The organism is Acinetobacter sp. 25-47-122 (assembly GCF_056779695.1).
On record NZ_JBWYIJ010000012.1, the window covers coordinates 40,197 to 63,732 of the forward strand.

Sequence of the window (23,536 nt, forward strand, 5' to 3'; positions counted from 1 at the left end):
TTATAAAATTGATAATAATATTGGCAGTATTTTTAAATTTTATAACTTCAATCCATCATTCTATTGATTGAAAAATAGATAAAACTGTCACATTTCAAATGTATTATTCATGTTTATTAACTTTTTTTTGCAAACTAATCTGAACGATTCAGCTAATATCGGATTCAATCGTATTTTTACTTCATTATTAGATCCACATGAAAATTACAGCTAAAATTGCCATTTTGCCATTGACTATTATTTCACTGCTAAATGTAACGGGTTGCCAAACTATCACTGAAACGACTTCAAAGGTCGGTGATAAAGCACTTTCAATGGTGGGTTTAGCACGCGCTGATAAAACCCCTGAAATTGATAAAAAAGGCATTGTCGATATTAGTAAAACCACACTCGAGCAAATTGAGAAACTTAAACAAAATATGCCGATTGGTCAGTGGGTATATATCGAAAATGACCTTCAAGGAATTTATGACTTACAAAACAAAGCTGTTGATGGTCACATGCTGTTCCTGCGTTTAAATTGTAAGAATAGTGTCCAAAAACCAAGTCTCAGCATACAAAATGCGGAAGGATCAGAAATTTTAAATAGTCTTCAGCCTGAAGTTGGAACGATCCAAGTACTACTCGACAATAAGAATTACGGAAATCCTTTTAGTTTGACGAATCAAAAAAAATTAGCGACATTTCAAACTGCTGCTCAAAAGGCCAAAACCATTAAAATCTTCCATGCATCTAAGTTATACACTTTCCAAAATGGTAAAGCAGAATTACTAAATAAGCCTGTCACGTGTATGGCTTAATTTCGAGTCATAAAATTGCCTGATTTCTATTTAAATTCACATTAAATGAGATAAAGACAATCAGGCTCAATTCAATCATCGATATGCATTAGATGTAAAAGATTAATTTCATCATCGTTAATTCTGCAAATAGCGCATAGTGATTAAAAAAACTGATTTTATTATTTTTTATGTCGGATAAGTTTTATTCAACGCAAATCTGCTTCGCTAATGAGCGCTAAATTTGCTATATTTGTCGTTTTTCTGCGACATTAATTTTTCGATAAATTATGAATACGGCAATACAAGCAGCTCTCGATCATGCAGTGCAATCTCTTCAAGCTGAAGGGGCCCTCCCATCTGACTTTAACAACAGCGGAAACTTAACGCGAACCAAAGACCGAAGCCATGGTGACTTCGCTTCGAATATCGCAATGATCGCGTCTAAAGCTGCAGGTATGAAGCCTCGTGATTTAGCAGAAAAAATTCTTGCTGCACTGCCAGAAGTTGCGGATATCAGTAAAGCGGAAATCGCTGGTCCTGGTTTTATCAACTTTTTCTTGAATGCAGACCAACGTTTTGCTGTTCTTGATGCTATTCAGGCACAAGCTAATGATTTTGGTCGTACGCAAGTTAATGCTACGAAAAAAATCCAAGTTGAGTTTGTCTCTGCGAACCCGACATCAAGCTTACATGTGGGTCACGGTCGTGGCGCAGCATATGGCATGACGGTTGCGAATTTACTTGAAGCAACTGGTGCTACAGTGGATCGTGAATACTATGTGAATGACGCTGGTCGTCAAATGGACATTTTAGCGACGTCTACTTATCTACGTTACCTTGAGTTAACTGGTCAAACATTAGTATTCCCTAAAAATGCTTACCAAGGCGATTACGTTAAAGAAATTGCACAAAGCATTATTGATCAAGACGGCGATGCATATGTTCGCCCTGTAGCTGATGTTTATAAAGATGTGCCAGAAGATGTGCAGTATGCTGAAGAACTTGATGCCGAAGGCAACAAGGTTGTAATTTCTGGCGATAAAGAAAAACACATTGATGGTCTAATTTTTAACTCGCAGACGTTAATAGGTGAAGGTTATCGCGTTTTTCATCAAGCTGCGTTAAAAGCAATTCTTGATGATATTAAAGATGATCTTGGTGAATTTGGTGTGACTTTCAACCAATGGTTTAGTGAAGCATCATTGACTGATAAAATTGAAGAAGCATTACAAACACTTGATCAACGCGGCTTCCTCTATGAGAAAGATGGCAACATTTGGTTCAAATCAACAGAATTTGGTGATGAAAAAGACCGTGTTGTAAAACGTCGTAATGGTCAAACCACTTACTTCGCTTCTGACATTGCTTACCATCTGAATAAACTTCAGCGTGGTTATACTGACATTATTGATATTTGGGGTTCAGACCACCACGGTTATATCGCACGTGTAAAAGCAGCGATTGATGCGATGGGATATGACTCAAAAAAACTGACTGTGTTATTAGTACAATTCGTCAGCCTATGGCGCGGTGGTGAGATGGTTCAAATGTCATCTCGTTCAGGTCAATTCGTCACATTGCGTGATCTACGTAAAGAAGTCGGCAACGACGCTGCTCGCTTCTACTATGTCATGCGTAAGTCTGAACAGCACATCGACTTTGATCTAGATCTCGCGGTTTCTCAAAGTAAAGACAATGCGGTGTATTACATTCAATATGCTCATGCACGTATTTGTCGTATGCTAGAAAAAGCAAGCAGCTTGAACATCAACTTCGATGCGACCACTGCGCGTGGTTTTGCCGCAAAGCTTGAATTAGAAGCTGAAACTGAAATCTTAGCAAAACTTGCAGCATACCCTGAAATTATTGCACGTGCTGCAAACAGCCATGAACCGCATCAAGTAGGTAACTACTTAAAAGAACTTGCAGCATTGTTCCATGGTTGGTACAACGAAAATAAAGTACTCGGTGATGATGCTGATCTGACCCAAGCACGTTTGTTGTTATCGGTAAATGTTCGTCAAGTTTTGAAAAATGGTTTAGAGCTTTTAGGCGTTTCTGCACCTGAAAGCATGTAAGTCATCGAAGGTGAATCTTTTTAAAAGATTCACCTCTTTAGACTTTTATTATTGAAAAAAATGAGATAAAAATTCCATGTGATGGTAATCCAATTTTCCATTGCATGATCTTAAAATAAGAGAGGTTTCCAAGTGTTTGGAAAAACGCAGCGTGGTGTATCAGAAAGACCTAACAAACCTAAACAACCATTAATACCAAAATGGTTAGGTATGCTTGTTCTGATTTTAATTGTACTGAGTTTTGCCGTAGCCTTAATGCTATGGAAACCGTGGGCGCCAGTCCAACCAAAAAGCAATGATATTCAATCTGAACATTATCAAGAAGATACGAATAAAGATTATCGCTTCTACGATTTATTGCCTCAACAACAAGTGACTCCAATCCCCGATCAAGCTGTACCTGAAAATCAGCAAGTGAACACCGCACCTGTCATCGTGGAAGCACCTGTGGTTGCTGATGCTACAACGACCGAGGGTGAACTGATTGAAAGTGTAGAACCTCAACCCGTGGCGAGTAGCTACCTTTTACAAGTCAGAAGTTATCCAGATCCAGACAGTGCTGATGCACGTCGTGCTGAAATTATTCTCAACGGCTTATCTGCAGATGTCATTAAAACCACGGAAGGCGGTCAAACCTGGTATCGGGTTGTCTCTGGACCTTATGACTCTCAAGAAGCTGCTGTCATCGCTCAGCAAACCCTACAACACAGCGGTATTGATTCAATCGTTGTAAAACGATAATTATAAAAAAAGGATGCGATTAGCATCCTTTTTTAGTCTAGAGCAAACCTAAAATTTTGCTAAGTAGCGTTGGATAAAAGAAATACACTCTGACGCATAAACTTTAGCTAAATCATGTTGTCCGTTCGGGATCACATTCAGCTCTGAATACTTAAAAGCGTGATTTAAATACTCACCTACTGCGACAGGACTAATATCATCATCTCCGCCCCAGATTAATAGTACAGGACATTCAATTTCAGCAAGCCGTTCATCTAATTTGGTTTCATCATCAATAAACCAGTGCGGCACTTCATATTCATTTTGATATTCTGCACGCCAATCTTTAACATGAAATGGTGTTAAATCAACGCCACCTGACGTAGCGACCAACACCAAACCTTGAATCAATTTTGGATACCTCAACGCCGCTTGAACAGCAATGACCCCACCCATAGATTGAGCGATCAGAATACTTGGGCGCTGAAGATGATCAAATACATAATCTTGTAAATCTGACATTGAATTTACATGTGGATGATCAGGATATTCACCAAAACTGGGATAAGCAATGATGTGCGTGTCGTACTCAGATTCAAAATGTGATTGAACAGGTTTCCAAAATGCAGTACTGCCAGATGCTCCGGGCAGGAAGATTAATTTCACTGCCTGATCCGCCATCTTAATCACCCCCCTTGATAACCGCTCGCTGATAAGCAGGTCTTTGTTTTATGCGTTTTACATAGGCATGAATGTTCGGATATTTTCCATTTAAGCGTTCATCCATCGCGATCAAGGGAAAACTCATTTGGATATCTGCAAATGAAAACTGAGATATAAAAAATTCATGTTGCGCCAAATGCTGTTCTAAAAATTCAATATGTTCAGCGAGACGCGGTTGTATAAATCCATCAGTCACCCCATCAATAATTTTATTGGCAATTGGTCGAATCACAAAAGGTACTTTAGGAGGTACAAACGAGAGAACTAAGGTCATCACTAAAAGTGGCATTAATGAGCCTTCAGCGTAATGCATCCAATACTGATATTGTGTTAAGTCCGGCTGTGACTGGGGTTTAAATTGATGCTGAGTATCATAGCGATCTGCCAGATAGTCTAAAATCACCGCAGATTCTGCGATTACTAAATTATCATCAGTAATCACTGGTGATTTCCCCAAAGGATGAACCTTCTTCAATTCTGGTGGAGCGGCGTAAGTTGGCAATCTTTTATAATGTTGAATTTGGTATTCAGCACCCAACTCTTCTAGCGCCCAAATGATTCTTGAAGAACGTGATTTTTCTAAATGATGTAATGTCAGCATAAGACCACCTAATTTTATTTCTCTCTATATAGCCATTTTGAATAAAAAAAAGACATCCTGCTTTACACAAAATGTCTTCTTTTTAGCTGTAAATTACAAAAATACAGAATGTTGATGCCTATTAAGTTGTCTATATTTAAACAATTGTTGTTTTAATTTCGACGCTTCTGAGCAATGTTTTAGTGACGGGTGTTTTTTGGCACACATTTAAAACTTTTTCTTGTAGTGCTTCATCCAAGTTAGTTTTAAAACTTAAACGACGCTCAATCCATTCCTGCCCTTCTTTATTGGCTTTAAAATCTGCCTCGACAGTAAATTCGCCTAAATCCAGTCCTTTATGCTCTGCATACATCCGTAATGTGATCATTGTGCAGGAAATTAATCCTGAACAAATAAAATCATACGGTGCAGGCCCACGATCTAAACCTTGGAATGATTCAGGTTTATCGGTGAGAAATGTGTGCTGACCAGATTGAATTTCACCACCCCATTTTTCAGGTAGTGTGGTGACCTTTGCATTTGCGATCGTTGCCATTTTATTTTCCTTCTTTGTCTTATTATTTAGATGGACGCATGCTATCAGGCAATATCGGAGCTTTCAAACGCTCGCCTTGGTATGATGGAATTGACCCAAAACGAGGATCTTCTGCTATCCATTGATCACGTGCAATTTTGATTTCTTGTTGCGTACGTCCAACGAAATTCCACCATAATAAAATTGGTGACTCAAATGGCTCACCGCCCAAAAGCAGTACACGACTATTGTCATGGATCTCTACTTCCACATATTCTAGCCCTGGCTCTAAAATTACCATATTGTCTTCATCTAAATGATGACCATTGATGGTTGCTGTACCTTCAAGCGCCATAAATCCATATTCAAACTTTGGATTTAAAGGTAAACGTGCTTTAGTGGCTGCTTGCGCGAATAAATCAACACCTAAAAGCTCAGTATGTACTTTGACTGGTGATACTGTATTTAGATACTCACCGACCAATACCGTAAATTCGATACCTGACTGATTAACCACGGGTAATTCAGGATAGTGATTAAAAGCTGGATCGATGGTAAGTTTGTCATCTGGCAATGCAATCCAAAGTTGGGCAGCATGCATTTTTGTTTCATTCGCTGGCGCGACTTCAGTATGTGAAATACCTCGACCTGCTGTCATGAGGTTAACTTGCCTTGGCTGAATGAGCTGGTCTGTTGTACCTAAGCTGTCGCTATGCAACATGGTCCCTTCAATCATCCAAGTAAAGGTTTGTAGACCAATGTGTGGATGTGGTCCAACATCTAGACCTTGTCCAGCTTCAAATGTCACAGGACCTGCATGATCTAAGAAGCACCATGCGCCAATCATACGCTTATGGCGACTTGGTAAGGCGCGTTTGATCACTGTCCCTTGACCAATTTCAGCACGGCGCAGTGGAAATTCCTGAATAAATTGGTTGGCGTGCTTTTCACAGTCTTCTGAATGAGACAATTCGGTATAAATATTATTGGTCATGTTGTTATCCTAAAAGTTTGGCAAATGGCTATCTTTGTTATAGATATTAACAAGGTCATGCAAATTGAACCACCTTAGACTTAATACGCTGAATACTATAGGTAGGACAATTAGAGTTTTGTATGTATTGAAAATAGAATGCTTGCTCGCCCTTGATTTAATAGTTTTGGAAATAACTGTGATAAAGGACACTCATTCTCTAATGTATAAATAATTTTATCCAATCCAAATTGATCTGCTGTTAGATCAACTATATATCTACTTCTTACATTTAAAAGCCAAGCAGACTTTCTGTTTCCTTTATATTTTTTCCTAAAATATATTGGAATTCACCATATCCTTTAGATTCTAAGTAAGTAGCAATCAAATTGCTTGCATTGGCACAACAAGAGTTTGGGAAATTTCTTAAAACAACGTTATTTGGACTAATGACTTCCTATGCTTTACGTATTTTGACTAATTCTTCAAACATAGCATTCTTCTAAATTAAATTTTAGATAATAAATAGAAAGGACGCCTAAGCGTCCTTTTTTTATTAGGGCATGTCTTGATTCAGATACTGCCACGCACGCAGCGCTTGGGTAATTCAAGCGGACAGCCATGCTGTCCGAAATCCCTCTCTGCCGCGAGCATAGCTTTTGTCGTAATTTAGGCAAGAAATGTTGTTTCTTGAAAGCCCTAAATTACTCCCATTCAATCGTAGCTGGTGGTTTAGACGATACGTCATAAACAACACGAGAAACTTCAGCAATTTCGTTCATGATACGCGTCGAAATTTTATCAACAAGATCATAAGGAAGATGCGCAAAACGAGCCGTCATAAAGTCAACCGTTTCAACCGCACGAAGTGCAATCACCCATGCATAACGACGACCATCACCGACTACACCCACAGATTTTACTGGTTGGAATACAGCGAATGCTTGTGCAGTTTTGTCATACCAACCACTTGCACGAAGTTCTTGCATGAAGATGTCATCGGCTAAACGAAGAATGTCAGCATACTCTTTCTTCACTTCACCCAAGATACGAACACCAAGACCTGGTCCTGGGAATGGGTGACGATAAAGCATCTCAAATGGTAAACCTAAAGTCGTACCCAAACGACGTACTTCATCTTTAAATAAATCACGAATTGGCTCAACCAATTCAAAAGCGAGATCTTCGGGTAAACCACCCACGTTATGGTGTGATTTAATCACATGCGCTTTACCTTGTTTGCTTGCAGCAGATTCAATCACATCAGGATAAATCGTACCTTGCGCAAGGAAGTTTACGCCATCAAGCTTACGTGCTTCTTCAGCAAATACTTCGATGAACTCACGACCAATAATTTTACGTTTTACTTCAGGATCAACTTCACCTGCCAAAGCGTCAAGGAAACGTTGTTCAGCATCAGCACGAATCACACGGATACCCATGTTTTTCGCAAACATTTCCATCACTTGATCCCCTTCATTTAAACGAAGAAGACCATTGTCAACGAATACACATGTCAATTGATCGCCAATTGCTTTGTGAAGCAATGCAGCCACAACAGATGAATCTACACCACCTGAAAGACCAAGAAGAACCTTCTGATCACCAATCTGTTCACGTAATTGTTCAACACGTAAATCAATGATGTTTTCAGAATTCCATAGGCTACGGCAACCACAGATCTTTTGTACAAAGTTCTCAAGTAACTCTTTACCTTTAGCAGTATGTGTTACTTCAGGGTGGAACTGGATACCGTAGAAACGACGAGATTCGTCAGACACCATTGCCACTGGGCAGCTTGGTGTACTTGCAGTAATTTGGAAACCTTCTGGAATTTGAGTCACTTTATCGCCATGACTCATCCATACTTTCAATTTGTCTGCTGAATCTTCAAGATCGCCAATTAAAGCATCACGTACTTTAATATCGACTTCAGCATAGCCAAACTCATGAACTGTACCCGGTTCAACTTTACCGCCCAACTGAGCAGACATCGTTTGTAAACCGTAACAAATACCCAATACTGGTACGCCTAAGTTAAACACAACTTCTGGCGCACGTGGGCTGCCTTCAACGTGAACACTCTCAGGACCACCTGAAAGAATAATCCCTTTTGGATTAAATGCGCGGATGTCCTCTTCCGACATATCAAAAGCATACATTTCAGAATATACGCCTGATTCACGTACACGACGTGCGATCAATTGGCTATATTGAGAGCCGAAATCCAAAATCAGGATACGATCTTCGGTAATTTGAGTATTGGTAGTCATGATAACAACTATGAAAGGCTAACGAAGGATTAGCGCGCTATTCTATCATTTTTATTAAGCTTACGCACACTATTCAAATCTCTCTATATTTCAATACATTATTATTAAATATTGTCTTTTTATTCAACAATTTCAGTTGATTGCTTTGATCATGCAAGCCTTGGGGTTACATTCAGATCACGATGCAGCAGGCGAATAATTCTTTCATTTCACCTGCATTACGTATTCGTCATTTATTTTTCAAAACGCTGATCAACACTCCATTGACCTGCACCATGCAATACGAGAAAGATTAGACCACCAGCCATAGCAAAGTTTTTCATGAAATGTATCGAATCTTCAGGTGTACCATGAAAAAGAAATGCGGTAACTAAACTGAAACCAGCTAAAGCTGCTGCGAATAATCGTGCTTGCACTCCAAACAACAGTGCTAAGCCTCCACCCAGTTCAACCAAAATGGTTATTGGCAATAATGCACCTGGCACACCCATCGTTTCCATATATCCAACTGTCGCGCTATAACCTACGAGTTTGCCCCACCCCGCCACAATAAAGATATATGCTAAAAGGACACGTGCGACGAGGCTTAAAGTTGCATGCACTGCGGGTTGAGCAAAATTTTTTTGAATCACTTGATTTGGATTAAACATTGGGTTGACCTATCTATGTTTTGTTTTTGGTAATGACCCTAGATTAGTAGCTTTTATTTTTAGGATAAATAATCAATATAAAGAATCAGCGTTGCATAATCAGAACAATAATTCACCTATAATTTAAATCAATTGACTACTGACATCAGCGCCGTTGGCTGTTAGCATTTGAACACATTTTTGCTCAGTTCACCCCTCATGGATTTAATCGATTTTATTCTGCATGTAGATGATCATCTACTTGAATTTATTACCAATTATGGCATTTGGATTTACGGAATTTTATTCCTGATTATTTTCGTAGAAACGGGCTTGGTGGTCATGCCTTTTCTACCTGGGGACAGTTTACTGTTTGCAGCAGGTGCTTTAGCAGCCTCAACAGGTGCAATGGATCCGTGGCTCTTGGGCGTGTTGTTATTCACTGCGGCAGTATTGGGTGATACCTTAAATTATCATATTGGAAAATATATCGGACCACGTGTTTTTGAGATTGAATCTCGATTTATCAATAAAAAACATTTGGTTTATACGCAAAAATTCTTCGAAAAACACGGCGGTAAAACCATTATTTTTGCGCGTTTTGTCCCATTCGCGCGTACATTTGCACCCTTTGTCGCTGGTGCAGGAAGCATGAATTATAAATACTTCATTACTTATAATGTCGTTGGTGCTTTCTTGTGGATTTCTTCGTTTATCACTTTGGGTTATTTGTTCGGTAATATGCCGATCGTGAAAGATAATTTCACCCATTTAATTTTCGGAATCATTATTCTGAGCGTATTGCCGGGGATCATTGGCTTTATTCGCCACAAGTTTTTCCCAAAGAAAAATCCCGAAATGATGTAATGATCTTAGGCTTCAAAAAAAGCAGATTCTCCACCAAGAATCTGCTTTTTTTATTACTACAAAATATTGAATGGCTTAGAAAAATCCAATAATGACAGGCAACATACTGAGCATAAGTAACATGGCAGAACCTTTGTATAAGCGATCTGCGCTGACCACCGTCTGATTCCCTGCCAAGACTTTACGACCAAAATACATCCAAAATAAAGCACATGGAATTAAACATAAGGTGAATACACCCAAAACTAAAAAATAGTTTTGAAAAGAATCCCAAGTCCATGCTGGAAAAATACCAACTGCAAACAAAATAGATTTTGGATTTTTCAGTGTCGATTTAAAAAGATGACTGCGACTCATTCGAATGTTTTTTTGGCTCAATTGCTTAAGGTGTGAAGCTTTCCATAAATGAAAAGCCATCCAAATCACATAAACTGCACTCACCAAATGTAAGATATGAATCAGCATTGGCCAAATTGGTAGGGTTAAATGCACCAACAGTGCCCAAATGCTAATGCCGTAGATATAACCCAGTAACTCAAGAGGTACGAAATAGAATGCTTTTAATACACCATGGTGATGTGCTGCGCTAGCCAATAATGCATTGGTTGGACCGGGAATAAGTAATACCGCGAACACTGCAAAAATATAAAGCCAACTTTCTACCATAGATTAAAATCAGAGATTTAGAGGAGGCACACCTTAAACGAAAAACGAATTTAAAGACAAGTTTTTAAAGTGAAGGAATGATGAATGTCACGTCTATTTTCAGTTAATAATTTTATAAGATATTGATTTTAATAAATTTACATTGAAACATTTTGCTAAAAAAAAGCTGCTCAAACTCAAATTGAACAGCCCTTTTAAATTACTGAGCTTGCTGTTGACGCTTAGGAACATAAGGACAATTTTTAAATGTTGCCGCTTGTGAGATCGCATCTTGCTCACCATATAATCGCGACAATTCAGTATTTTTGGTATTTGATGACTGCCCCATATTGACGGAAACTGAAGGACCAAAACCCCAACCGCCACGGCCCCAGCCACCACCAACACCTAGACCAACGCCAACACCTGTACGTTTAGGCGGTTGTACACCATTATTGATGTACTGTTGAATACGATTGAATTCAGCACCAAGTTGTACACAGTTCAATGCTTGATATTGCGTCGGAGAAACATAACTCGGTTTAACCGTCGTCGCACAAGCGGTCATCAATACAGTAACCGAACCGACTACACCAAGTTGCATGAGCATTTTCATCGCGCGTGAGTTCATACACTTCTCAAATCTTATTTATTCTCGATTTCATTGAACAATGATTGGTAGGCCTGCGTCAATTTATGATCTGTATTTAAATAGATTAACGGCATATTTTTATGATGAGACTCTTTCATTAATACAGATGGTGGCAACATCGCATTGAGCACAGGTAGTTGTTCATCTCTGAGCTGCTGTACCACTTCACGAGGAAGCTTTGCTTGCGCTTGAAACTGGTTAACGACGATACCTTCAATTTCCAATCGATCATTATGATCATCTTGGGTTTCTATAATGTTTTCGATCAAGGTGTTTAATGCCCGCTTAGAAAAGACATCACAATCGAATGGAATCAACACTCGGTCTGCTGCAATTAATGCCGACAAAGTAAAAAAATTAAATGCAGGCGGTGTATCGATATAGATCCGATCATAAGTCCCTGCTAGATGCTGAATCGCGTCACGTAGCTTATAGATTTTATGTTTGGATTCGAGGCTATGCTCTAAAGCACCAAGCGAGGGACTTGCAGGCAAAACATCGAGAGATGGGAATGGTGACTGATGTATATAGGCTTCTAAGCCTTTATTTTTATTTTTGAGTAAATTTCCAATGGCTTGACCAATCAAACCTTTGCTGGACTGATTCGCCAATACATCTTCGAAAAAATTTTCAATATTGGGTTCTAGTGCAGGTTTATCGGCATTATAAGTCGCATCATCCCCCAATAGATACTGACTAGAATTGGCTTGAGGATCGAGGTCAATGACAAGCGTCTTAAAACCCTGATGTGCACTGAGTGCAGCCAAGTTTACTGTAATACTGGATTTACCAACGCCACCTTTTTGATTAAACACCACACGTGTACGCATCATTCCCTCTAGGCTCAATTCATTCTATGAATCAAGTTTAACCTAGAGGGGTGAGAGCCTAAGCGATTGTGTCTAACAATTAACCGAAAGTTGGCTTAATCATCACGATGCCGATAATGGCCATAAATGCGACACAACTAATCAATACTCCCGCACGACGTTGAATTAACAGTACAGACGCATCTTGGCGATATGCTTTAATTAATGAAGATAACATTACGATCACCAAGACCACTTTGGCATAGAACCAAGGTTGAACTTGAAAATTATTCAAAAACAATAAAATCAAGCCTGTCCCAATAACCAAAGTAAATGCCAAATGTTGAAGCGCAACATAAGCCTTACGTCCTTTCGGATTGGGTTGTTGATTTTCGACGCCAAAATATAAGGTTGTCGCACGTGCTAATACAGCAATGATCAACAAGAGCAAACTCGACATATGCACGATTTTAATGACTAAGTGTGTATCCATTTCAGCCACTCTCCTACTTTTAAAATTTAAGCTTTCGGTGCATGTGCACATTCAGGACTATTTGGCGCTTGACCAGTCCATTCAGTTGGCACATAAGCATGAATCGCCAAAGCATGAATCTTTCCTGGACTCAATAGGTCACCCGCCAGTGCATATACTTTTTGATGGCGTTGAACTAAACGTAAGCCTTGAAACACTTCACTCACAACAGTGACTTTAAAATGCGATTCTTTACCAGGGAAATAGCCACCATGACCTGATGACTCATTCACCACGTCCAAGTGCACAGGAGACAATTGTTGTAAACGTTCAATTAATTGTTGCTCTAAAGTCATGCTTACATTCCACACGCATTCATTGGTTGCCAGCAGTATACCGTGAAGTTTTAGAATAAAAAGTAAATAAACCACACAGCCATTGGATAGATGCGCTTTGATGTTGAGCTTAAGACCTATCAAAAATTAAGCGAAATACATTGAAATGCTTTAATTTTATTCAATCACACGATATTTTTTTATAAAGTTGTTGACCCTGATTTTTCATGCTGTATTATACACGGCATGCGGGAATAGCTCAGTTGGTAGAGCATAACCTTGCCAAGGTTGGGGTCGGGAGTTCGAGTCTCCTTTCCCGCTCAAAATTTTTTCATTCAGTTTTTTCATTTAAAAAATTGATAGACTCCGCGGGAATAGCTCAGTTGGTAGAGCATAACCTTGCCAAGGTTGGGGTCGGGAGTTCGAGTCTCCTTTCCCGCTCCAGATTCAAAAAAGCCCTGATCAATATCAGGGCTTTTTTATTATTAAATTTTTATAAATTCAATTTTTTACATCCAATAAAGTTTCACTACATTTTTTCCAAAAAAATTCATTCACTTATGAGCGCTGCTTGATTTACAACCAACAATAAGCATCATAACGTAAATTAATTTACTGAATTTAAATGTAATTTTTCATCTCAACCCATGCCGTACTTAGATCAAAATCGCTATAATTTTCGTATTCAATTTGCTCAATAGATTAGAACCTTAACATGGAAAAATTAACCTGTTTCAAAGCCTATGATATCCGCGGAAAATTGGGCACAGAACTCAATGAAGATATCGCATACCGTGTTGGACGTGCTTATGGCGAAATTTATCAACCTCAAAAAGTGGTAGTCGGTTGCGATGTTCGCTTAACCAGTGAAGCACTTAAACAAGCTACCATCAATGGCCTGAATGATGCAGGTGTTGATGTTTTAGATTTAGGCATGACTGGGACTGAGGAAGTTTATTTCGGTGCATTCCATCTTGATGTGCAAGGCGGGATCGAAATAACAGCCAGCCATAACCCGATGGACTATAACGGCATGAAGCTTGTACGTGAAAATGCTCGTCCGATTGGTGCAGACTCGGGTTTAAAAGATATCCAACTTCTTGCTGAAAAAAATCAGTTCAAAGCAGTCGAAATTAAAGGCACAACTCAGCATTATAATATCTTGCCTGAATTTATTGATCATTTGATGACCTATATTGACCCTGCTAAAATCAAACCACTAAAACTCGTAGTCAATGCGGGTAATGGTGCAGCAGGTCATGTGATCGATGCGATCGAAGAGAAATTTAAAACCTTGAATATTCCAGTCGAATTTATCAAAATTCATCATGAAGCGGATGGCAACTTCCCAAATGGTATTCCCAACCCTATCTTAGTTGAAAACCGTGCAAGCACCTCCGATGCTGTACTTCAACATCATGCTGACATGGGCATCGCTTGGGATGGTGACTTTGATCGTTGTTTCCTTTTTGATGAAAAAGGTCAATTTATTGAAGGGTATTACATCGTCGGTCTCTTGGCACAAGCCTTTTTACTGAAACAAAAAGGTGAAAAAATTGTGCATGATCCGCGCTTGGTGTGGAATACCTTCGATATCGTTGAACAATATCAAGGCGAAGCTGTGCAATCGAAATCAGGCCACTCTTTCATTAAAGATAAAATGCGTGAACACAATGCAGTGTATGGCGGTGAAATGTCAGCACACCACTACTTCCGTGATTTTGCCTATTGTGACAGTGGCATGATTCCATGGTTATTAGCAATCTCAGTTGTCTCTGAAACAGCAAAACCACTCTCTGCTCTAGTTGAGGAAATGATTGAAAAATTCCCATGTTCTGGCGAGATTAACTTTAAAGTTGCGGATACAAAAGAAACCATTCAGAAAATCTTTAATCATTTCGCAAATCAAAATCCAGCCATTGATGAAACGGATGGCGTCAGTTTGGATTTTGGTGCATGGCGTTTAAACGTTCGTGCATCGAATACTGAGCCTTTACTCCGTTTAAATATTGAAAGCCGTAAAGACAAAAATCCAAAGCCGATGCAAGCTTATATCGATGAGCTCACTCAACTCATTCAGGCTTAAAACCGCATAAAAAATGGAGCGTTGTAACGCTCCATTTTTTTATTCACGATAGCCATTTGGATTTTGTTTTTGCCAATTCCAACTATCTGCCAACATATCTTCCAAATTCAATTTTGGCGTCCAACCCAATTCAGCAACTGCACGCGCATTATCTGCAAATGATGTTGCGACATCCCCTGCACGACGCGGTGAAAATTCGAAAGGTATCTCAATACCATTGACTTTCTCAAAGGTATTTTTAATTTCTAGCACCGAACAGCCATTGCCTGTCCCAATATTCCAAGCACGACAGCCTTGTGCATTTAAACGATTTTCCAGTGCACATAAATGGGCATTCGCCAAATCCACCACATGGATATAGTCACGCACACCCGTGCCATCGACGGTATCGTAATCATGACCAAAAATTGATAGTTTTTCACGACGACCCACAGCCACTTGAGTCACATAAGGCATTAAGTTGTTTGGAATGCCTTGTGGATCTTCACCAATTTGACCACTTTTGTGCGCACCGACAGGGTTGAAATAACGCAGTAAAGCAATCGACCAACCCGCATCTGCTTGCGCGAGTTTCTGCAATAACTGCTCAACAATGAGTTTAGTATAACCATAGTTATTACTTGGCATGCCTGTCGGCATCTCTTCATTCAGTGGCGATACATTGGCTTCGTCATACACCGTTGCAGAAGAGCTAAAGACTAAATTAAAAACATTGGCGCGTTCCATCGCTTTGACTAAGCTAATCGAGCCAGAAATATTATTCTCGAAATACTTCAATGGGATTTGCTGACTTTCACCTACCGCTTTCAAGCCTGCGAAATGAATCACGGCGTCAATCTGATGATTTTGGAAAATTTGATCTAAAATGGCTTGATCAAGAATATCACCCTCGATAAATTCTAAAGATTTAGACGTTAAAGCTTGAACTCGATTCAAAGATTCCGGTGAGCTATTCGATAAATTATCAAGAACAACAACTTCATATCCTGCATTTAACAATTCAACACAGGTATGCGAACCAATATATCCTGCACCACCCGTCACTAAAACTTTAGACATTGTCTTTTCCCATTAAGATCTGAATTAAACCTTGTGTCGACGCATCAAGATTCGATACATCTGTTTGTTCTCCACTTAAAATCGGCAATAGTTGATTGGCAATCTCCTTGCCTTTTTCAACACCCCATTGATCAAAAGGATTAATATTCCAAATGACAGATTGCACAAACACTTTATGCTCATACAAAGCAATCAACATACCCAAACTATAAGGATTGAGCTCATCCATCAATATTGTCGTGCTGGGCTGATTACCTTCATATTGTTTATAGAGCGGTAAATCCTCAAGCTCTTGAGGATTTAAAGCATCATTCCCAAAGGCTAATAATCGTGACTGCGCCAAACAATTGGATAATGCGAGATAATGCTGTTGCTTAAGCGCCTCGGCATTATCCACATAGGTATATTGGTCACCATTATAACGTTTGATGGGTGCTATAAAATCACTGCTGACCGCTTGTGTACCCTGATGCAGTAACTGATAAAAAGCATGTTGCGCATTGGGGCCGACTTCACCCCATACAATCGGGCAGGTATCTAACGTAGTCTTCTCACCATTGCGTTGTACAGATTTACCATTGGACTCCATTTCCAATTGTTGCAAATACGCAGCAAAATATTTAAGTCGTCCATCGTAGGGTAAAACTGCATGGGTTTTCGTTGCTAGAAAGTTACTATTCCACACTCCTAGCAATCCCATCAACACCGGAATATTATGTGAAAAGGCGGTGCTTTGAAAATGTTGGTCAATCGCATAGGCCCCTGCGAGCAGTTGCTTGAACCCCTCTACGCCAATACTTAATGCGATTGGTAATCCAATACATGACCACAGTGAATAACGACCACCCACCCAATCCCAAAGCAACAGCTGGTTTTCAGGGGAAATTCCCCATTCGGTCATTTTCTCAGGCTTGGTTGACACCCCAATAAAATGGTGTTTTAGAATAGCAAGCTCTTCACCCAATGCTTTTTCGAGCCACAAGCGCGCCGTTTGCGCATTGGATAAAGTATCAATGGTGCCAAATGACTTGGAAGAAATAATAAACAGCGTGGTTTCAGGACGCAGTTTATGCAGCAAGTCAGACAACTGACTTCCATCCATAGTCGACACAAAATGCACATTCAATGGCTTTTGAGTGGTTTGTTTAAAATCCGAGAGCGCATGGCTGACCATCAATGGACCTAGGTCTGATCCACCCACCCCAATATTCACCACATCTTGAATCACTTCACCTGATGCACCACGATACTGCCCCATATGTATCTTCTCAACCAAAGCATACATACGATCAAGTTGCAGATGCACTTGATTGGCGATCTGTGAATGCTCAGCATGATCTTGCGGCAAACGTAATGCCCAATGCATGGCTGCTCGACTTTCTGTGTAGTTGATTCGCTCTTCAGAAAATAAGCGCTTAATCCAACCCGATAAGTCACAGCTTTGAGCTAGATTGACCAAGGCATCCAGCACAGATCGATCAACACGCTGCTTACTATAATCAAAAATGAGTGGCTCGAAATGAATCGCACAATTTTGAAAGCGATTAGAATCTTGCTGAAAAAAATCACGTAAATGTTGACGTGCAATTTGTTTTTTTAAAAGCTCGAGATTAGAAAGCGCTTGTTCAACAGCGACTGAATTACATTCCTGATTTGGCTGTTCCATTAACGCCCTACTCCTTTATAAGCAAAGCCCTGCGACTTCACATATTCGGGATTTAAAATATTACGACCATCTAAAATTAAAGCATGTTGCATGGTTTTCTTAAGGATTTGATAGTTTGGACACCAATACTGTTTCCACGCTGTGAGGATACAAAGTGCATGCGCATCATCCGCTGCTTCATATTGATCTTGGCAATAAATTAAATCTTCGCGCTGACCATACACCTTTTCAATTTCGCTCAAGGCTTGTGGATCATGAAGTTTAACGACAACCCCTTGTGCCCATAAAGCTTTTAACATGGCATGAATCGGGGATTGTTGAATACGAGCCGTATTTTCTTTAAAAGAAGCCCCCCAAATTGCCACGACTTTGCCCTTCAGATCTCCTTGAAAATGATTCCATAATTTCCGGAAGAGGATTTCCTTTTGTTGTTCGTTAATCTCCCAGACTTGTGCTAAAAGCTGACTCTTAGCCCCAGTACCAGAAACAGTACTCGCCAAAGTTTGTACATCATGCGAGAAATTTTCCCCACCAAACCCTGCTCCTGGATATAAATAAGAAGGACCAATACGACTATCTGCCGCTAAGCCTTGGCGCACATGCTCAATATCAATCCCCAATTTCTCAGCCACAACAGCTAAATCATTGATATAACTTATTCTGGTCGCCAACATGCCAGATACGCTTAACTTGGTAAATTCCGCATCTAACACTGGCATAAATAGATATTGTTGCTCACGTGGAAAGAGCGGTCGCAATAACTCTTGTAATACACGTTTAGCACGCTCACTCTCACAACCAACGACCAGTTGTGAGGTTTGCGTCAGGCTACGTAATGCATTGCCCTCTTGGATCACATCTGGTACATACACCCAATCATCTTCAGGTAATAGTTCAGCAAATTTTTGGGTTCCACGTAAACCCAATGTGGATGCATTAATCATTAATTTAGGATGACGGATCGAACGTTGTTTAAGGGATTTGAGTATTTCAACACCGTGCAATTGTTCAGTCGGATTAAAACTAAAAAAATAGGCATCCACATCAAGGGGAATCGCATCAAATGTGCAGTATTTTATTGCACCAGTCTGATGTAATTTCTCAAGCAAGTCTTGTACAGATTGATCCTGAGCATATACCTGTTCCGATGCTGGTTTTTTTAAAAGATCACACCAGAAGACTTGATGACCATATTCAGCCAACAATGCTGCCATAACCCCTGCATACAAGGTCTGACCAAATACTGCAATATTCATAGCGATACTCATTTTAAAGTTTTAAGTCTTTAATCATGACTTTAAAAGCTTCACCTAAACTTGGGTGATCCATACCGTAATGCAATACCGCTTTTAAATAACCCAATTTACTACCACAGTCAAAGGTTTGACCCTTCATTCGATAAGCTTCCACCACATCTGTTTGTTGCAGCATGGCAATCGCATCGGTCAATTGAATTTCATTGCCCGCACCACGTGGGGTGTGTTCCAAGAGCTGCATAATTTTTGCAGGTAAAATATAACGCCCGACCACAGATAAGTTAGACGGTGCTGTACCTACGGCAGGTTTTTCTACAATACCTTGCATCACAGTACTTTGCCCTTCAGCTGGAGACTCTGCAACATCAACAATACCGTATTGATCCACCAAATGATCAGGTACAGCTTCCACCATAATTTGTGATGCTTTTGATTCATTGAACCGCTGAATCATCAAGCTCAAGTCATTAGTCGCTGATGAATCTTTCACTAAAACATCAGGCAGAAGCACAGCAAAATCATCATCACCTACCACATCTTTTGCACAGAGTACGGCATGTCCTAAACCTAAAGGTTGTGGCTGACGCACACTGATCACGCTCACATGCGCGGGCAAAATTTCGGTAATTTCTTTGAGTAAATCAAATTTCTTTTTTTGTTCTAAGGTCGTTTCCAGCTCAAAACTACGATCAAAGTAGTTTTCAATCGAGGCTTTTGAAGAATGCGTCACTAAAATAATTTGTTCAATGCCTGCTGCAACCGCTTCTTTAACCACATATTCAATCGCAGGACGGTCAACTACGGTCACCATTTCTTTAGGGATGGACTTACTTGCAGGTAAAAAACGTGTACCAAGACCTGCTACAGGAAGAATCGCTTTTTTGATCGACATATTCAAAGCTCTACAAATATTTAATTTACTTCATTAGTTAACGCGAATTTCGGCACCGCGTTGATATCCATCTACATAGTATTCTAGTTGAGACAACACCCAATCAACATCCTCATGTGTTGCGGTTAAATCATAGAAACGGTCAAATATGGGTAAAATTTCATCCAACGGATGTGATTTTTCAAACGATCTGAGGATCCGGCTATGCTCGGTAATCTGAGTATCCTCTTGATCGATTAGCAATTCCTCATATAACTTTTCACCCGGACGTAAACCTGAATATTGAATCGCAATATCACCTGTTTGTGATCCTTCTTCACGAACCGTTAATCCACTGAGTGAAATCATTTGTCGCGCCAAATCTTGAATACGGACTGGCTCTCCCATATCCAACAAGAATACATCTCCCCCCTCACCTAAAGCACCGGCTTGAATCACCAACTGAGAAGCTTCTGGAATGGTCATAAAGTATCGCGTAACATCAGGATGCGTTACTGTAATTGGACCACCCTTCGCAATCTGTTGCTTGAAAAGCGGAACCACTGAACCTGATGAGCCCAGCACATTGCCAAAACGCACAATACTCACCTGAGTATGATCTTGAGCTGCTGCCATCGCTTGACAATAGAGCTCCGCCATACGTTTGGTAGCCCCCATCACATTAGTAGGACGAACCGCTTTGTCCGTTGAAATCAGGACAAATGTTTCCACTTGATTGCGTACAGCAGCATTTAAACTAAAGGCTGTACCGACTGCATTATTTTTCACACCTGCAATCGGATTACATTCTACCAAAGGGACATGTTTGTAAGCCGCTGCATGATAAACGGTTTGTACTTGATATTGTGCGATGACACGCTCGAGCTTCTGCTGATCCAATACTGTGCCTAGGATCGGAATAATGGTTAACTCTGTTTTTTGGCGTAATTCTTTGTCGATACTGTACAGTGCAAATTCAGTCAATTCATATAACACCAAAAGCTTAGGTTGGTTTTTGATAATTTGACGACACAGTTCAGAACCAATGGATCCACCCGCACCCGTAACCATCACAATTTTATTGGTGATATTTTTTGAAAGCAAATGGGCGACAGGAGGCACAGGATCGCGACCGAGCAAGTCGATAATATCGACTTCTTGAATATCCGACAGACGTATTTCACCATCAACCAGTTTTGTTAAGCCTGGAATCTCGGTAATTTTTAAATGTGCGGGTTCTAAATTTTTTATAATTTCGGTTTTACGTTGACGACCCACCGAAGGCAACGCAATCAAAATTTCATTGACTTGATGCTTGTTCAGCACTTTTTGTGCATCCGCTGCATGATAGACTTTCAATCCACCAATATTCTTCGCGGCAAGTGTGACATCATCATCTAAAAAAAGCACAGGTAAGTGTTCATCAGAATTATTCAGCATAGCTGCGACTTGTTGACCCGCAAAACCAGCCCCATAAATCGCAATTCTTTTTCGTGGAATATCTGCATGTAATACATATTTGACTAGGGCTCTAATGATCCCTCGACTAAGCCAAATCCATGCAAACATCATAAATCCAAACATCAACGGAATTGAGGTTGGAATAAATGCATGAGTAAAATAAGCTAAAGCGTAAAGTGCCAATACCGTGAGTGTTGTCGCTAAACCCAACTGGAAAATGAAAGCTTCGTTAAAGGCTCTTACAATAAAACTATAAATCCTTGCTAAGCCCAATGCACAGACTGCAATCAAAGATACCCAAAGAGATCCAAAAGCCAGATTCGGCACAACTTCGACGCCTAAATCAAATTGGCGAATGGCATAACACAGCCAAATCAGAATTGGAAAAATAAACAAATCTAAAGCCACTAAAAATATTTGTTTTAATGCTCTAGAACTCGCTGCTAAGCTTATAATTAAATTTTTCACATAGACCTTCTTTCATATTGATCGTCATGCATTAATTGATGAGTGATTTGAATATATCAATGTATTACTTCAAAATCGCATTCTCTTCAATTAATTCTCCCCCAGCGCATTTAACGCCAACACTTAAATGTGCATATTCACTCACCACGACATCATGGTCGAGAAGTACACCTAAATTTAATAAGACACCATTTTTAATAATCACATTGGAGCTTAATATACAACCAGCCATAATTGAAACTCCCTTTCCAATTTTTACACTCGGGCTGATAATTGCGCTTGGATGTATGATAGTAGCCAAAGGTATATCACACGCCATAAGAATTTCATGCCATTGACGTCTAATTTGATTATTTCCTACAGCAGCAATGCCCTCAACATACTTATTTTCAACCCAATCTTGTAAAACCTCTATATTTGAAACAACTTTAATGCCGTTAATTATCTTCTTGTGCGGCCATTGATCGTCCACAAAATAGATATTAGACCACTGATTTAACATTTGTGCGACTTCAGCTAATGCTTGACCATAACCACCAGCGCCTAGAATGATTAATTCAGGTAAAGTTGTTTTTTGCTCAGGCATCAGGATTCCCTGCTTTTAGGAAAACTGCTACTACCAGCAAAGGTAAATAAGCAATTAAAACACCCACCTCAGGCATAACAAAATATTCTTTGACTGTTAAATAAGCGATTGGGAATAGCCATAAGATATTAATAAATAGAACACCCATGGTCACTGGCGTATGACTTCCCCATTTACGAGATAAAATTTGATAGCCATGACTTCGATGCGCGTCATACATTTTGTAACCACTCAATACACGTTTAACAAGTGTATATGTTGCATCTACAATAAAGACACCCAGGCAAATAATCCATGCACAAAACAGAGCTACATTTTCTTTAAGTGCTATTAAGGCTAAGATACCTAGTGTCAAACCAAGGAAACCACTACAGGCATCCCCCATAAAAATTTTAGCTTTGGGAAAATTCCATAATAAAAAGCCAAATACAGAAGCTGCGAGTAATAAAAGAAGATCCGTATTTAATGAAACACTAAGGACACAATATAAAATTGCTACGCTAACTGTTGTCGTGATTGCTTCAATACTCGCAATACCATTAATACCATCCATAAAGTTATATAGATTGAGCAACCACACCAAAAATAATACCGCAATAATATTGGCGATAAAGCCAAGTTCTAGACCATTAAAAACAGTTACCCCAGCAAAGCCACCTAAACTGATCACCACTCCAATTGCAACCAAAAAATGGATTGCTAAACGTAGCATGGAATTGATATGGCCATGGTCATCGAGAAAGCCCAGTAAAGCGATGACAAACACTGCAGCCATCAGAGTTAAGCCCAAATGTACTGTCACTTGTTGGCTATAGATTAACACCACGAGTGCCAGTAAATAACTACATACCACCGCAACCCCACCACCGCGCGGCGTGGGTACACTGTGGGAGCTACGTTCATTAGGGTTGTCTATGATATTTTTCTTTAAAGCATAAGTTCGCATAAAATAAGTCATAGCGAATGCAAGCATAAAGAATACAAAAAGGGAAAGAATGGACATAACTATG

23 protein-coding genes and 2 tRNA genes are annotated in these 23,536 nt (G+C 39.7%); 7 read left to right on the top strand and 18 right to left on the bottom strand.

What is annotated here, in order from left to right:
* The first annotated feature begins 197 nt into the window (after nt 1–197).
* From AC1M9P_RS11845 to AC1M9P_RS11855, 3 genes are all read left to right on the top strand, one after another.
* Entirely contained in the window at nt 198–800 is a 603-nt protein-coding gene (locus tag AC1M9P_RS11845; protein WP_481587717.1) for a hypothetical protein, read from the top strand.
* Nucleotides 801–1,069: 269 nt separating this feature from the next.
* A complete protein-coding gene (gene argS / locus AC1M9P_RS11850; RefSeq protein ID WP_481587718.1) occupies nt 1,070–2,860 on the top strand; it encodes an arginine--tRNA ligase in 1,791 nt (596 codons plus the stop codon).
* 132 nt (nt 2,861–2,992) lie between these two features.
* Nucleotides 2,993–3,601 carry an SPOR domain-containing protein gene (locus AC1M9P_RS11855; protein ID WP_481587719.1) on the top strand — a complete coding sequence of 203 codons (609 nt, stop codon included), beginning with the start codon at nt 2,993–2,995 and terminating at the stop codon, nt 3,599–3,601.
* Between the two features lie 48 nt (nt 3,602–3,649).
* On the opposite strand, the gene AC1M9P_RS11860 is transcribed toward AC1M9P_RS11855, so the two are convergent.
* From AC1M9P_RS11860 to AC1M9P_RS11885, 6 genes are all read right to left on the bottom strand, one after another.
* Nucleotides 3,650–4,261 carry an alpha/beta fold hydrolase gene (locus AC1M9P_RS11860; protein WP_218947423.1) on the bottom strand — a complete coding sequence of 204 codons (612 nt, stop codon included), beginning with the start codon at nt 4,259–4,261 and terminating at the stop codon, nt 3,650–3,652.
* A 1-nt stretch (nt 4,262) separates the two neighbouring features.
* Nucleotides 4,263–4,904 carry a glutathione S-transferase family protein gene (locus tag AC1M9P_RS11865; RefSeq protein ID WP_092767910.1) on the bottom strand — a complete coding sequence of 214 codons (642 nt, stop codon included), beginning with the start codon at nt 4,902–4,904 and terminating at the stop codon, nt 4,263–4,265.
* A 136-nt stretch (nt 4,905–5,040) separates the two neighbouring features.
* Complete coding sequence (locus AC1M9P_RS11870) at nt 5,041–5,439, bottom strand: OsmC family protein (protein WP_481587720.1); 399 nt, start codon at nt 5,437–5,439, stop codon at nt 5,041–5,043.
* 22 nt (nt 5,440–5,461) lie between these two features.
* Nucleotides 5,462–6,412 carry a pirin family protein gene (locus AC1M9P_RS11875; protein ID WP_481587721.1) on the bottom strand — a complete coding sequence of 317 codons (951 nt, stop codon included), beginning with the start codon at nt 6,410–6,412 and terminating at the stop codon, nt 5,462–5,464.
* 683 nt (nt 6,413–7,095) lie between these two features.
* On the bottom strand, nt 7,096–8,664 hold the full coding sequence (guaA, locus tag AC1M9P_RS11880; protein ID WP_481587722.1) for a glutamine-hydrolyzing GMP synthase: 1,569 nt from the start codon (nt 8,662–8,664) through the stop codon (nt 7,096–7,098).
* Between the two features lie 233 nt (nt 8,665–8,897).
* The gene (locus AC1M9P_RS11885) at nt 8,898–9,314 is read right to left on the bottom strand and encodes a DoxX family protein (protein ID WP_481587723.1); all 417 of its coding nucleotides are present in this window, start codon (nt 9,312–9,314) and stop codon (nt 8,898–8,900) included.
* 198 nt (nt 9,315–9,512) lie between these two features.
* On the opposite strand from AC1M9P_RS11885, the gene AC1M9P_RS11890 reads away from it, so the two are divergent.
* The gene (locus AC1M9P_RS11890) at nt 9,513–10,160 is read left to right on the top strand and encodes a DedA family protein (protein WP_035268957.1); all 648 of its coding nucleotides are present in this window, start codon (nt 9,513–9,515) and stop codon (nt 10,158–10,160) included.
* Nucleotides 10,161–10,235: 75 nt separating this feature from the next.
* Here the strand turns inward: AC1M9P_RS11890 and AC1M9P_RS11895 are convergent, their stop codons facing one another.
* From AC1M9P_RS11895 to AC1M9P_RS11915, 5 genes are all read right to left on the bottom strand, one after another.
* Entirely contained in the window at nt 10,236–10,826 is a 591-nt protein-coding gene (locus tag AC1M9P_RS11895) for a LysE family translocator (RefSeq protein WP_092767920.1), read from the bottom strand.
* A gap of 199 nt (nt 10,827–11,025) precedes the next feature.
* On the bottom strand, nt 11,026–11,421 hold the full coding sequence (locus tag AC1M9P_RS11900; protein WP_481587764.1) for a hypothetical protein: 396 nt from the start codon (nt 11,419–11,421) through the stop codon (nt 11,026–11,028).
* Between the two features lie 29 nt (nt 11,422–11,450).
* Nucleotides 11,451–12,287, bottom strand: a complete 837-nt coding sequence (locus tag AC1M9P_RS11905; RefSeq protein ID WP_481587765.1) for a ParA family protein — start codon at nt 12,285–12,287, stop codon at nt 11,451–11,453.
* A 79-nt stretch (nt 12,288–12,366) separates the two neighbouring features.
* Nucleotides 12,367–12,759 carry a SirB2 family protein gene (locus tag AC1M9P_RS11910; RefSeq protein ID WP_180028969.1) on the bottom strand — a complete coding sequence of 131 codons (393 nt, stop codon included), beginning with the start codon at nt 12,757–12,759 and terminating at the stop codon, nt 12,367–12,369.
* A gap of 26 nt (nt 12,760–12,785) precedes the next feature.
* Nucleotides 12,786–13,094 carry a BolA family protein gene (locus tag AC1M9P_RS11915; protein WP_035268950.1) on the bottom strand — a complete coding sequence of 103 codons (309 nt, stop codon included), beginning with the start codon at nt 13,092–13,094 and terminating at the stop codon, nt 12,786–12,788.
* Nucleotides 13,095–13,321: 227 nt separating this feature from the next.
* Between AC1M9P_RS11915 and AC1M9P_RS11920 the strand changes: the two genes are divergently transcribed.
* The 3 genes from AC1M9P_RS11920 (at nt 13,322) to AC1M9P_RS11930 (ending at nt 15,159) form a co-directional block, all read left to right on the top strand.
* Nucleotides 13,322–13,394, top strand: a tRNA-Gly gene (locus AC1M9P_RS11920).
* A gap of 47 nt (nt 13,395–13,441) precedes the next feature.
* Nucleotides 13,442–13,517 (top strand) — tRNA-Gly (locus AC1M9P_RS11925).
* 271 nt (nt 13,518–13,788) lie between these two features.
* A complete protein-coding gene (locus tag AC1M9P_RS11930; RefSeq protein WP_481587724.1) occupies nt 13,789–15,159 on the top strand; it encodes a phosphohexomutase domain-containing protein in 1,371 nt (456 codons plus the stop codon).
* Between the two features lie 39 nt (nt 15,160–15,198).
* On the opposite strand, the gene galE is transcribed toward AC1M9P_RS11930, so the two are convergent.
* The 7 genes from galE to AC1M9P_RS11965 form a co-directional block, all read right to left on the bottom strand.
* Entirely contained in the window at nt 15,199–16,218 is a 1,020-nt protein-coding gene (gene galE, locus AC1M9P_RS11935; RefSeq protein ID WP_481587725.1) for a UDP-glucose 4-epimerase GalE, read from the bottom strand.
* Nucleotides 16,211–17,884, bottom strand: coding sequence for a glucose-6-phosphate isomerase (gene pgi / locus AC1M9P_RS11940; protein ID WP_481587726.1), 1,674 nt, complete (start codon nt 17,882–17,884; stop codon nt 16,211–16,213). The genes galE and pgi overlap by 8 nt, the downstream gene beginning before the upstream one ends.
* On the bottom strand, nt 17,884–19,140 hold the full coding sequence (locus AC1M9P_RS11945) for a nucleotide sugar dehydrogenase (RefSeq protein ID WP_481587727.1): 1,257 nt from the start codon (nt 19,138–19,140) through the stop codon (nt 17,884–17,886). Before AC1M9P_RS11945 ends, pgi begins: the two co-directional genes overlap by 1 nt.
* Nucleotides 19,141–19,153: 13 nt before the next feature.
* Nucleotides 19,154–20,032, bottom strand: coding sequence for a UTP--glucose-1-phosphate uridylyltransferase GalU (gene galU / locus AC1M9P_RS11950; RefSeq protein WP_481587728.1), 879 nt, complete (start codon nt 20,030–20,032; stop codon nt 19,154–19,156).
* Between the two features lie 33 nt (nt 20,033–20,065).
* Entirely contained in the window at nt 20,066–21,940 is a 1,875-nt protein-coding gene (locus tag AC1M9P_RS11955; protein ID WP_481587729.1) for a polysaccharide biosynthesis protein, read from the bottom strand.
* 64 nt (nt 21,941–22,004) lie between these two features.
* Nucleotides 22,005–22,526, bottom strand: coding sequence for a PglD-related sugar-binding protein (locus AC1M9P_RS11960; RefSeq protein ID WP_481587730.1), 522 nt, complete (start codon nt 22,524–22,526; stop codon nt 22,005–22,007).
* A complete protein-coding gene (locus AC1M9P_RS11965; protein WP_481587731.1) occupies nt 22,519–23,529 on the bottom strand; it encodes an MraY family glycosyltransferase in 1,011 nt (336 codons plus the stop codon). The genes AC1M9P_RS11960 and AC1M9P_RS11965 overlap by 8 nt, the downstream gene beginning before the upstream one ends.
* Nucleotides 23,530–23,536 lie beyond the last annotated feature (7 nt).